Raw genomic sequence first — 11,884 nt, forward strand, 5'->3', positions numbered from 1 at the left:
CCTGTATTAATCGTTTGACCATCGGACTAAGGTACTAGCACTGCTCTTGTTTCATGATAGCTTCAAAATGACGAGACGTTTGCACGACAGTAATGCTGAGGTTTGAATGCTTCTGCTTGCCTGAGAGAAATTTCTGATCGCGAAATCGTGATTACCTGCGATTGCCACCTCTACCGGGCTCTCTACTGGATTGCCGTCGTAGCCCATTTTAATCGTACCCGAGCCGTACCGCGTTTTATAGCATCCCTACCTCCAATGCAAGAGCTACCAGGTTTTCTGCAGAACTATCTGTCGCCATTGAACTCGGGCAGGTAATTAGCAGTCCTATAGTCCTTGATAAAGCAAGACTCTGCCAGTTGAGAGAAATCTTGCTCGTCATATCCGGTCGGTGTTCGAACTGCGCCGCTCTTCTTCCCTGATCATGGCTTCGGCTGGGCCGAAGGTTCACAGGTCTGCCTATATATCCTGCTCTCTATATATCCTCCCTGTATATATCCTGCTCCCTTCGAATAGATCAACCCGGGTCTTCAATTCCGAAAGGCAGATATCACCAAAATCGTAAATAATTCTTATGGGAAACTTATTCCAAACAGCTATGACAGACAGTTTCAAGAGTTCCATTTTCCCCGATGATTCAGATGGCGAATGGTGGAAAAAAACCACCGTTTACCATATCTATCCCCGCTCCTTCTTCGACACCAATGGAGATGGCATCGGAGATATACCGGGTGTCATCGAAAAACTTGATTATCTTAAAGACCTCGGTTACGAAACAATCTGGATTTCGCCCTTTACGGAAAGTCCACAAAGAGATTTTGGCTACGATATCAGCGACTATTTTTCCATTTCTCCACAGTATGGCGATATGGCGCTTTTTGAAAAGCTGGTGCAAGAGGTGCATCGCAGGAAAATGAAACTCGTATTCGACCTGGTGCTGAATCACACCTCCAATGAGCATGCCTGGTTCAAGGAATCGGCAAGCTCACGCGATAACCCGAAAGCGGACTGGTACATCTGGAAAGATGGGAAAGGCAGGAATGGCATGAAGCCGCCCAACAACTGGCGCGCCATGGCCGGCAACAAAGCCTGGACCTATTACCCTGAACGGAAACAGTTCAATTACACGGCTTTTCTCCCTTTTCAACCCGACTTGAATTACCACAATCCCGAAGTCAAGCAAGCCATGTTTGATGTGGTCCGGTTCTGGCTGAAAAAAGGGGTAGACGGCTTTCGGCTGGATATCATAAGCGCAATCTATGAAGATGCCGAACTCCGCAGCAATCCGCCCAGTTTTCGATTGACCCCGTCAGACAAATCATTGTCTATTTTTTTTCAAAATCTGAAAAACAATTTTCTCCATGAAAAAAGCTTCGAATTTGCTACGGAGTTAAGAAGCGTAGTGGACGAGTTCGATAATCCCAGAAGGGTCTTGATAGGGGAATCGCATGGGGACGAAGCGCTGATCAACCAGTTCTGCTATCACAACGGCAAAAATGGCTTGAACGCCATTTTCCTTTTCAAGGCTATTTCAACGCCGTTCAAGGCGGAAAATTACCGTCAAATGCTGTTGACATTTGAAGAGCATTTTCCCGAGCCCCTGATACCCACGCTCGTCTTTGCCAATCATGACCGCACACGCATCATCAGCCGTTTGGGTGGAAGTGTAGCAAAGGCTAAATTGCTGGCGCTATTTCAATTCACATGCAGAGGCATTCCGTTCACCTATTTCGGGGATGAAATCGGCATACCCAGAGTGAGAATTCCGCTAAAGCAAGGAAAAGATGCTATCGCCATTCAACATAACTGGGTTCCGCAGTTCTTGGTGGATAAGAGCGCTGAGATTCTCAATCGCGACGAGTGCCGCACGCCCATGCTATGGAACGAAAAACCGAATGCGGGTTTCTGTGCCGATTCGGTGGAGCCGTGGCTGCCAATCGCTGAAAATTTCAAGGAAATAAATGTTGACAAGCAGATGGCGGATTCCGATTCGCTCTTTAATTTTTATAAAAAAGTGATTCACCTTCGGAACGAAACGCCCGCGTTACATGCTGGAAGCCTTGAGATCGCGCACGATTTATGCAATAAAAAAATTCTCGCATACGATCGCATTTTCGGCGGAAAAAGATTTAGCGTAGTACTGAATATGTCCCGGTACGCGCATAAAAACCCGATAAACCATTCCAGAATACTGCTTTCGACACATCTTCAAAGCGATGCACATCAATTGCAGCCATTTGAAGGACGAGTGACAATGTTAGACTAGCATCCTTGGAATGGCATCACCCGCCGATCCCATAAAATAAAATAAACCACCAATTAGAATAGGGAGTCAACATTGATCATGCCGTCGTTCTCGTTTTCGAAGCGAACCATAACTTCTGTCATTGCCATTGCAGGCTTGACACTACCGCTTACCGCCTTGGCAGGCCCGACGAACGTGCCCTTGAAGGCTAGCGTGGTAACGCAGGAAAAAATGGGGCTCAATCCAGACTGCCCGTCAGGATTCGGCGGCACGACGACCGGCACAGGTAAAAGCACGCACATGGGCAAGGTTTCGATTGCAGCGAGCGATTGCATTACACCGATGGGCAATCATTACGCGTTCATCGGCAAATTGACCATCACCGCGGCGAATGGCGATAAGCTTAGCGGCGACTATAGCGGCTCTCTTATTCCAACAGATACTGCACCAGCATATTCCTTTTCCAATGCAACATTCCAGATCACAGGTGGAACGGGGCGATTTTCAAAAGCGAGCGGAAGCGTGGAGTTACAGGGAAACCAGGATATCAAGACCGGCAAGGGGAAAATGGAGGCAGACGGAACGATCTCCTATTGATACGCGCTTGTTCAGCTTGCGCCCGCGGCGCATCCACTGCAGGGCCTGAAATCGCAGTATGCTGGCGCAGCGCGAGCGGTCAACTGCCAGATTTAGGTTTAAGGGTTTCCAAACGGCTGGGGTGCTGAAAGCGCCTGCGCAACATGCGTTTCTTACGGACAGGTTTGAGCAGCAGTGATAAGCAGAACAACAAGGCGCTAAACAGGACAATGGCGGCGCCAGAGGCAATATTCAGGATATAACTCAGGTACATCCCGGTAACGCCCATAACGGCCCCTATCAGAACCGAATAAATCAGCATGCGGCTGAAGCTGTCCGTCATCATTCGGGCCGTCATTGCAGGCGCAATAAGTGTGGCGGCAATCATGGTAACGCCGACTACGTTCATGGACGCGATGATCGAAAGCGTGAGGAGAATCGAAAACGCCAATTGAACAGCGCCTGTTTTGATACCGAATATTCGCGCCGCTTCGTTATCGAACGTGGAAAAAAGCAACGGCCTATACATGAAAAACATCGAGATCATGGCCGCAACGGTCACTAGTCCGATAACCACTAAATCCTGGTCGGTTATGCCCAGAATATTACCGAACAGAGCCGCCTCGAAGCTCTGATTAAAACTGCGCGACTTGCTGACGATAGCCACCCCCAGGGCGAACATCGCGGTGGTGACAATCCCGATGGCGGCGTCCGGCTTGATCTTGTTATTTTTTGTGATCTGGTTGATGACTACCGCGGCCAGCAGGCCCATGGCCCCTGCACCGGCATAAAAATTAAGATTCAGCGTAAACCCTACCACCGCACCGCCAAATGCCGCATGCGACAATCCATGACCCACGTAACTCATGCCGCGCAATATTACATATACACCTATCAAGCCGCATAAGGCGCCTACCATCAGCCCAGCCAGAAGGCCGTGCCGAAAAAATTCATACTCCAGCGGCTCTAGAAGGAATAGAAGAAATTCCATTACCGGCCTTCACCCATGAGGTTTAGCGGTGTGCTGTTGGCGATGAGGAAGTACCCGTTGTGCTTCACTATGACAATATCGCCGCCATAGGTTTTCGTAAGGATTTCGTTGGTGAAAATATCGCGTGGCTGGCCTTGCGCCACCACGCCGTTGTTGAAGCAGATTACCCATGGCAGGTGTGAAGCCACCGCATTGAGGTCATGCGTTGTCAGCAAAATGGTGATGCCTTCACTGTTGATATCGCTTAGCAGATGCAATATTTCATGCTGGGTTTTGATATCGACGCCCGAGGTGGGTTCATCCAGCACCAGAAGCTTTGGGTTATTGACCAGCGCACGTCCGAGGAATGCGCGCTGGCGCTGGCCGCCGGAAATATTCACGATATGATGGTGCAGACAACCGTAAATGCCGAGTCTGTGGGCCAGTTCATGAATGCGCTCACGCTCTTCCTTGCTGGACCAGGGCAAGATGCGCTTGCTGGTGTAGAGGCCCATCATGATCACTTCTTCCACCGTGACGGGAAAGCTCCAATCCACACTTCCCAACTGTGGCACATAACCTATGGTGCCCGGCTTCACGTTCCCTATGCAATCCCCATTCAATTGCACATTGCCTGAGTCAACGGGATGCGTTCCTAGAATGGTTTTCAGCAGCGTTGTCTTGCCGCATCCGGTGGGACCCACAATGCCGGCAAACCGACCGACAGGAATTTCCAGCGAAAGATTTGCAAATACCACATTGTGTTCATAGGCGGCGGTAACCCCGCCCAGCCTAACCGCGAGATTTGGCCGCAGCCCAGGGGTTGGCCCGGGGATCCCAGGGATTGGCTCAGGGATTGATATTGCTTGTGTCGACATGTGCGATGCAAGCAGGATCGCCGCCTAGTGATTCGGCCATGAGGCCCATGTTATTTGCCATCATGCCTATAAAAGAGTGATTGGGCGGAGCAGGCAGTTCGTCATCGGAAAGCTGATCAATGAACTTTACGCCGGTTTCACGCGCGATTTGCTCCATGACCTTGCTGGGAAAAACCTCGGAGCCAAAAATGGCGGGCACCTTTTCCTTTTTTATCTGCTTGATGATACGAATGACTTCTTGCGGACCCGGCTCGGAAAAATCTGAAGGCTGAATGGCTGCAATAACTTTCATGCCGTAGCGAGGGGCGAAATAAGCAAACGAATCATGATAGGTGACCAGTTTGCGGTTCTTCTCCGGAATGATGCCGACGCAATTAAAGATCGCCTTGTCCAATTTCTGGAGCTTTGCCAGATAGACCGATGTGCTCGCAAGATAATCCTCCTTATGCGCCGGATCCAGCTCAATCAATTTGTCCCGGACGAGTTCCGCATAACGCATCGCCAATGCAATATTCGGCCACAGATGCGGATTGGGATGCCCATATTCGCGGGGAAAACTGAAATCATACCGCCACTCCTCCTTTCGCAATGTGTGATTACCCAGCCGCAGGATAGGGGTTTTTGCTTTTTTCACCTTTTCCGCCAGCTTCACGGTGGGTAATTCAAGGTCCAGGCCATTTACGATGATGATATCGGCCGACTGCAATATTTTCGCATCCGTGGGAACAGGCTCAAAGGTATGCGAATCGGTTCCATCCGGAACAATGCCAATTACTTCGGTATAAGCACCGCCGACATTCTGGACAATATTTGTGATAGGAGCGACGGTGGTGACAATGACGAGCTTTTTGTTCGCATCTGAAGAATGAACTGTGCCGGATGAAGCCAGAATTAGCAGGAATGATAAAAATTTGATGGCAGGACGGATCGATCCATTCATGGAAATTCCCAATTTTTCAGGATATCGAGTGACTTGCTAGTTTAACTTTTCATGATGGATATGAATAGTTATAAATATTTCATACACCGAGAAACAAGGGGTTGCAACGCTTGACATAAAAATCGCTGCCATGATTTAATGTATGAAGATTTATAAAATATTCATACAACTCGCTCTAATTCAGCTTCAAGCATTTCCTGGCAGGGGATGACACAAAAACAAGTAAATATTTGCGAGAGTTCGCAAATGCCTGTCACGAAACCGGGTCGACGCGCTCATCCGGGCATACATTGCGTTTCACATAGCGCGCACGCTCGGGAAACATCTGTTTTAGCTAACCTCATTTCCTGCAACTTGCGATCCTGCCAGCGACATTGCCCTGGCGCGGCATGGGTATGTTGATCGCACGCTTATTCCTGTCGGCTTTACCTCTTTTTTTCAGTAGCGGCAGTGCTTACGCAGAGCAGGCCGCGGATGCCGCTACCGTCAAACCTGAAACCTCGTCGAAACACGAGGTATCTGTAGTCAAGCTGAAGGAGGTCGTAGTACTGGGAAAAGAACGTGGCACCAGCCTTGTCGGTGAAACCCAGTCCGCATCGCAGGGATTTATCGGTCAAGAGCAGATTAAAAATCGTGCGCTTTCACGGGCCGGTGAAATCGTCGAGTTCATTCCCGGCATGATTGCCACCCAGCATAGTGGCGATGGCAAAGCCAATCAGTATTTCCTGCGGGGATTCAATCTTGACCATGGTACCGATTTCGCTACGTTTGTGGACGGTGTGCCGATTAATCTGCCTAGCCATGCCCACGGGCAGGGTTACATGGATCTGAACGGTCTTATTCCGGAATTGGTAGACAATGTTCAATATGGAAAGGGCCCCTACTATGCGGATCAGGGCAATTTTTCCGCAGCCGGACATGCCAAGATGACAACCTTCAACTCCCTCCCTCAAGGTTTCGCCAAGTTCACGGGTGGATCATTCGGCTTTTACCGTGGGGTGGCAGCCAATTCAAACCGAATGGGGGATGGTCATCTGCTCTATGCGGTCGATGCGAATACTTATGATGGTCCCTGGGTATTGGCCGAACATGCTCTCAAGTTCAACGGTATGCTCAAATACAGCCTCGACAAAGGTAATTGGGGTATGAGTGTAGGCGTTAAGGCATACCATGCTGACTGGCGCGCCACCAATCAGATACCGCTGTTTGCGGTTAATGATGGCTTGATAAACCGCTTCGGCAACATAGACCCCACCGATAATGGAAAAACCGGGCGCTATACGCTTCATGGTGACTGGTGGCAAAAAGAGAAGGACTACCGGCGGGACGCATCCTTTTACCTGGTTAAATACGACCTTGACCTTACCTCCAATTTCAGTGGCTTTATCAACTCTGTCGCCGACAATATCGTACTTCCGGGAGGAATAATCCCAAGTGACCAGATGAATCAAAGGGAATCCCGCATCTATTTCGGCGGCAAGGCCGAGCAAAGCTGGTTCAACAAGGTGGCCGGTTTCGATATGATTAATACGCTAGGCGTGCAGGTACGTAATGACATGAATCGCGTGCTGCTGAACAACTCGAACCGGGGAGTCGTTTATCATAATGTGAGCAGGGATCAGGTCACGGAAACCAGTATCGGCCTGTATCTGCAAAACCTAACTTACTGGTTGCCCAAACTGAGGACTATTGCAGGCCTGCGTGGGGATATATTCAATTTCGACGTACATGCCTTCACCGTCCCGCAAAATTCCGGCAACAAGACCGACGGGTTGTTCAGCCCCAAGCTGAGCATTATTCTCGGCCCCTGGTACGATTCCGAAATTTATCTTAATGCTGGCGAAGGCTACCATTCCAACGATGCCCGTGGCGTAACCGCGACTGTAAATACCTATAAGATAGGCAACAATAATTTTGCACCTCAATTGGCCGCCAATGGGCTGGTGCGGGCCAGGGGTGCGGAAATCGGTTTCCGTACCGAAGCCATCAAAGGATTGAAATCCACCCTGGCAATCTGGTATTTGCATTCGGCCTCGGAACTGGTATTTAGCGGCGATGCGGGCACCACGGAAATGAGCGGCGCAAGTACCCGCTACGGTATTGAGTGGGCCAATTTCTACAAGCCCGTTAATTGGCTGACCCTGGATGCCGATTTTTCGCTTACTCATGCGCGCTATGACCAGGCTCAGCTAAATCAGGCCAGCGATCCTGCAAACCAGGCATATGGATTTCACATTCCTAATGCAGTAGGGCGTACGATCAGCGCGGGTGCAACCCTGAATTTACCTTATAATTTCTTTACTACCCTTCGTGTGCGCCATTTTGGCAATGTGACGGTAGATACAAACAATCCCGTTGCCCCCTATAGCACAACTATCGTCAATCTCTCGACAGGGTATGAGATGCGTAGAAAATTTAAAATCCAGCTTGATGTATTGAATTTACTTAACGCCAAAAACTACGATATCGCTTACTATTATGGCTACCAGACGAGCCCGGCGTCCACAGCGAAAGACGGTATTGTGTTCCACCCTATTGAATCGCGTATGTTCCGTGTCAGCTTGATGTATCAATTTTAAAATTATCGCCTCCTTCTTGAGTAAGGAATATGGAACGACTCACCATATCGCTGGATAACCAGCTCTCCGAACAGTTTGACGAATTCATACGCGCGCGCGGCTATACCAATCGCTCGGAGGCGATGCGCGATCTGATACGCGACCAGTTGGAGACCGCTCGGTTGGAAAAAGGAGGCGGAGGCCATTGCGTCGCCACGCTCAGCTATATTTACGATCACCACGAAAGTGATCTTGCCAGCCGTGTTACCTCGATACAGCACGATCATCACGACCTTACATTGTCCAGCATGCATGTGCACATGGATCATGATAACTGTCTCGAAGTGGTCATCCTGCGTGGCACGATTCAGGACGTTAAGGATTTTGCCAACCTTGTCATGGCTACGCGCGGCGTTCGGCATGGCAAGCTGCACATGGTGCCGGTCGAAATCAGACATGAGAGGCATTCACACGCTTCCGTGCCGCATACTCACAGCAATCCGCTGACCTGATCATTCGATAAGATCAGTGCGCAGTACCAAAAATACACTTTTAATATATCGCGGTCATGTGTGACGAGAAGAACGCCAACCTTCATCAGGATTCAAGCAAACGCTTGTTTCTGAAGCAGGTCGCAGCCTCTGCTCTCGGTGCAGGTATCGCCGGGGCAACTGGAAGAATGGCTTTCGCTGCAAAAGTCAAAATGCCGCCCTTGCCCGAAAACGTGATGACACCCGATGCGGCATTGGAACGATTAGTGGCGGGTAATGCACGTTATGTAGCCGGACAATCCACGCCTTTGAATTTCAGCAATGATCGAGCAGCCCTGGTCAGTGGGCAGAATCCCTATGCCAGCATTTTAAGCTGCTCCGATTCGAGGGTTGGTCCGGAATTCTGTTTTGATGAGCAACGCGGCGATCTGTTTGTAGCTCGGGTGGCCGGTAATTATTTAACCACGGATTTTGTGGCGACTCTCGAGTATGCGGCGGCTGTATTGCATACGCCACTGATCATGGTGCTCGGCCACGAAAGCTGTGGCGCTGTCCGGGCAGCCATTGATTCCGTTGACAACAACACCCAATTTCCCGGGCATATCCAATCCATGGCAAGTGCGCTGGCGCCGGCAGTCAGGGCGGCTGCAACCTTGCCGGGGGAGCGCTTTGAGAATGTGGTTAAAATGAACGTCATTCGCAATGTGGACAAGCTGAGAAAACAACCGCCGATTTTGAGCCGCCTGGTCGCAAAAGGGAAAGTTCTCGTAGTGGGCGGCGTATATAGCCTGAAAACCGGAAAGGTTGATCTTGTGGCCTGAACCTAAATCCGGTAGCTGACCGCTCATTTAATAGGTTAGTGTTGTGATTAATAACAATATTTCCTATTATTTGACGCTCACCTTCCGGGTTAGGTCGCTACGAGGTGAATTGCACAGTTTTTGCGGCACATGGCTGCGTTGTAACTCCTTGGAATGGAACGGCGCCCCGAAGCGTCGCCCGAGGGGTCCCGCGAAGCGGGGATCGGGCAGCGCAGGGGATGCCGCGATCGCGTTCCACACGCAAGGGGGCGCCCGCATCCCGCTTCGGGGTCGCACCTTCCTGCGGAAGGCACTGCTCCGCCCTGCGCGGTCGCATTCCGCGTCGTTGCGCCTTGCCCTGCACCACAAAAACCGTACACTTCACCTCGTCCAACTACCGGATTTAGGTTAAACCGATGAATTCCGGTTCCGGTGTACTTCGTCAATTTGAAGCGACGGCCAACGGCCGGGGCGCATGATCAACTCCGCTGTCCCCTCCCCCATCGTTACTTGGCTGAAGGTGCCGACCAGTATTTGGACATTCCGGCAGCAAACAGAAACATCCACATGACCAGAACAAATGGGAATGTGAGCGTCGGCAAACCTATCGGCGTGAGAAAACTGGCCAGCCCAGCCTGGCACACCACCGTCAGTATGCCCGCCAATAGCGCCAACGCGGCACTTCTGCCGGTAGGTTTAAGAAAAACCCAGCCCACCGCCATCATGGTCAAGACTGGATTGAATGCATACAGCCCCATCTCAATCGCATTCTGGTTTGCCCCGAAAAGCATGGGTACGATCAAACCCACCACCGCCCCACCCACCGCCATCAGCGCTCCCCGCAATGAAACTATTGCGATACCCACCAAAAACAGGATACCGACAATAACGCTATCCGCAAACATGACCTCGCCTACGCCTTTTGCGAGTGCGATAAACCATATCTCGGCTGGGAGTGCCCCCACACCCGTCACGATGGTGGGAATACCGGGCGGGGGTAAAATCGGACCCCGAGTAAAGCTGTCAAACGCGTACACTGCGACCAGGAACATCCAGCAGGTCAGAACAAACGGCGAGGTCGAGGCAGGAACGTTATAGGGATGAAGAATTCTCATGAGCGCGGCCAGCACGACACTCGATAATATCGAGGCAAGTACGACGTACAGCCAGAGCTGCGGCGAATGCTCCAGGAATAAAAAGAGGCAGGGACCTACCAGCGTACCGTTGAATCCATATAGTCCCGCGTCGATATCATCCTCGGAGAAACCGAGAACGTGAGCCGCCATGGTACTGCTTATCACACCGACGGTAGCGGCAGCCCCCGCAGCCAAACCGCCGATAAAAAGCGCCAGCAGAAAGATAAATCCAGTCACTGCGTTACAACAAAAAAATACCTGCCCGACACCTCTAAAAATTATGCGCAGCGGCCGAGGCAGTGCCGCGTCTATTTTTAATGACCAATCCATTGTTCACCTCCAGAATTTTTCTTATCCCGGATGTTTCATAAATTCGCGTGGTGATTGCGCAGGATTTGTTTTGTAGGGAAATTTTGTGAAAGAGTGGTGTAGTTATTCATACACCCGACTGAACGAAATTTTCATACGAAACAAAAGACCAGCGAGGGCGTGCGTCAATTTATGAAACTTCCGGGTTATGTGATCGCTGTATTTCTTTGCATTGCGGTTACATGGAAAGCACGGCCATCTATTGATAATTCTGATGATGTATCGCGTAAGTAAAGCAAATAGGAGCAATTCGTCAGCTAACCGCCGTCGAATCCGTATTTCGAGACCTCATTTCTTCCAGCAACCCCTGTTTTACGATGAAATCGATGATTTCCTGAACACCTTCTCCAGTACGCAAATTGGTAAAGACAAATGGCCGGTCCCCACGCATTTTCTTCGCGTCGCGGGCCATTACACCGAGATCCGCACCGACGTAAGGTGCAAGGTCGATCTTGTTGATAACGAGCAAGGCGGAACGTGTAATACCAGGTCCACCCTTGCGCGGTATTTTTTCGCCGGCGGCAACGTCGATCACATAGATGGTCAGATCGGAGAGCTCCGGGCTGAAAGTCGAGGCAAGATTGTCGCCTCCGGACTCGACCAGGATAAGATCGAGGTCAGGAAAGTCGGCGGTCATGCGCGCTATGGCTTCCAGGTTGATGGATGCGTCCTCTCTTATCGCCGTGTGCGGGCAACCGCCGGTTTCGACACCCATCAAACGCTCAGCGGGTAGCGCATCGGCACGCAGCAGAATCTCCATATCTTCTTTAGTATAGATATCGTTAGTAATGACGGCCATTTCATACCGGTCACGCATTCCTTTGCTAAGCGCTTCGCATAAAGCCGTTTTTCCAGAACCAACGGGGCCGCCTATACCGACGCGCAGGGGATTTGATGATTTTGTCATTTTTGTTTCCGGTTAAA

The 11,884-nt window shown here is 50.5% G+C and carries 10 protein-coding genes; 5 read left to right on the plus strand and 5 right to left on the minus strand.

Annotated features, from left to right (window positions below):
• Positions 1-595: 595 nt before the first annotated feature.
• Both BLP78_RS05770 and BLP78_RS05775 read left to right on the plus strand, forming a co-directional pair.
• Positions 596-2,263 (plus strand): alpha-glucosidase, encoded by a 1,668-nt coding sequence (locus tag BLP78_RS05770; protein ID WP_176752791.1) that lies wholly within the window; start codon positions 596-598, stop codon positions 2,261-2,263.
• A 78-nt stretch (positions 2,264-2,341) separates the two neighbouring features.
• Positions 2,342-2,839: a hypothetical protein gene (locus tag BLP78_RS05775; RefSeq protein WP_090457524.1), complete on the plus strand. Its 498-nt coding sequence runs from the start codon at positions 2,342-2,344 to the stop codon at positions 2,837-2,839.
• A 79-nt stretch (positions 2,840-2,918) separates the two neighbouring features.
• Here the strand turns inward: BLP78_RS05775 and BLP78_RS05780 are convergent, their stop codons facing one another.
• The 3 genes from BLP78_RS05780 to BLP78_RS05790 all read right to left on the minus strand — a co-directional run bounded on the left by BLP78_RS05780 (position 2,919) and on the right by BLP78_RS05790 (position 5,606).
• The gene (locus BLP78_RS05780; RefSeq protein WP_090457425.1) at positions 2,919-3,809 is read right to left on the minus strand and encodes a metal ABC transporter permease; all 891 of its coding nucleotides are present in this window, start codon (positions 3,807-3,809) and stop codon (positions 2,919-2,921) included.
• Entirely contained in the window at positions 3,809-4,546 is a 738-nt protein-coding gene (locus tag BLP78_RS05785) for a metal ABC transporter ATP-binding protein (RefSeq protein WP_256330104.1), read from the minus strand. The genes BLP78_RS05780 and BLP78_RS05785 overlap by 1 nt, the downstream gene beginning before the upstream one ends.
• Before the next feature lie 91 nt (positions 4,547-4,637).
• Positions 4,638-5,606: a metal ABC transporter substrate-binding protein gene (locus tag BLP78_RS05790; RefSeq protein WP_090457429.1), complete on the minus strand. Its 969-nt coding sequence runs from the start codon at positions 5,604-5,606 to the stop codon at positions 4,638-4,640.
• Positions 5,607-6,001: 395 nt separating this feature from the next.
• On the opposite strand from BLP78_RS05790, the gene BLP78_RS05795 reads away from it, so the two are divergent.
• Genes BLP78_RS05795 through BLP78_RS05805 form a run of 3 tightly spaced genes read left to right on the plus strand, consistent with a single transcriptional unit; the run spans position 6,002 to position 9,476 of the window.
• Positions 6,002-8,185 (plus strand): TonB-dependent receptor, encoded by a 2,184-nt coding sequence (locus BLP78_RS05795; RefSeq protein WP_218118922.1) that lies wholly within the window; start codon positions 6,002-6,004, stop codon positions 8,183-8,185.
• Positions 8,186-8,214: 29 nt separating this feature from the next.
• Positions 8,215-8,676 carry a nickel-responsive transcriptional regulator NikR gene (nikR, locus tag BLP78_RS05800; RefSeq protein ID WP_090457434.1) on the plus strand — a complete coding sequence of 154 codons (462 nt, stop codon included), beginning with the start codon at positions 8,215-8,217 and terminating at the stop codon, positions 8,674-8,676.
• A 56-nt stretch (positions 8,677-8,732) separates the two neighbouring features.
• Positions 8,733-9,476, plus strand: coding sequence for a carbonic anhydrase (locus BLP78_RS05805; RefSeq protein ID WP_090457436.1), 744 nt, complete (start codon positions 8,733-8,735; stop codon positions 9,474-9,476).
• Between the two features lie 485 nt (positions 9,477-9,961).
• On the opposite strand, the gene yut is transcribed toward BLP78_RS05805, so the two are convergent.
• Together yut and ureG are read right to left on the minus strand one after the other, a co-directional pair.
• On the minus strand, positions 9,962-10,921 hold the full coding sequence (yut, locus tag BLP78_RS05810) for an urea transporter (protein ID WP_090457438.1): 960 nt from the start codon (positions 10,919-10,921) through the stop codon (positions 9,962-9,964).
• Positions 10,922-11,213: 292 nt separating this feature from the next.
• On the minus strand, positions 11,214-11,867 hold the full coding sequence (gene ureG / locus BLP78_RS05815) for an urease accessory protein UreG (RefSeq protein ID WP_090457441.1): 654 nt from the start codon (positions 11,865-11,867) through the stop codon (positions 11,214-11,216).
• Between the last annotated feature and the right edge of the window lie 17 nt (positions 11,868-11,884).

The organism is Nitrosospira sp. Nsp1 (assembly GCF_900100985.1).
Classification (GTDB): Bacteria; Pseudomonadota; Gammaproteobacteria; order Burkholderiales; family Nitrosomonadaceae; genus Nitrosospira.

Bases quoted from the DNA above. Each gene is read 5' to 3' on its own strand.
- nikR (WP_090457434.1), top strand. From the start codon at position 8,215: ATGGAACGACTCACCATATCGCTGGATAACCAGCTCTCCGAACAGTTT.
- BLP78_RS05805 (WP_090457436.1), top strand. From the start codon at position 8,733: ATGTGTGACGAGAAGAACGCCAACCTTCATCAGGATTCAAGCAAACGC.
- yut (WP_090457438.1), bottom strand. From the start codon at position 10,921: ATGGATTGGTCATTAAAAATAGACGCGGCACTGCCTCGGCCGCTGCGC.
- BLP78_RS05780 (WP_090457425.1), bottom strand. From the start codon at position 3,809: ATGGAATTTCTTCTATTCCTTCTAGAGCCGCTGGAGTATGAATTTTTT.
- BLP78_RS05775 (WP_090457524.1), top strand. From the start codon at position 2,342: ATGCCGTCGTTCTCGTTTTCGAAGCGAACCATAACTTCTGTCATTGCC.
- BLP78_RS05795 (WP_218118922.1), top strand. From the start codon at position 6,002: ATGTTGATCGCACGCTTATTCCTGTCGGCTTTACCTCTTTTTTTCAGT.
- ureG (WP_090457441.1), bottom strand. From the start codon at position 11,867: ATGACAAAATCATCAAATCCCCTGCGCGTCGGTATAGGCGGCCCCGTT.
- BLP78_RS05790 (WP_090457429.1), bottom strand. From the start codon at position 5,606: ATGAATGGATCGATCCGTCCTGCCATCAAATTTTTATCATTCCTGCTA.
- BLP78_RS05770 (WP_176752791.1), top strand. From the start codon at position 596: ATGACAGACAGTTTCAAGAGTTCCATTTTCCCCGATGATTCAGATGGC.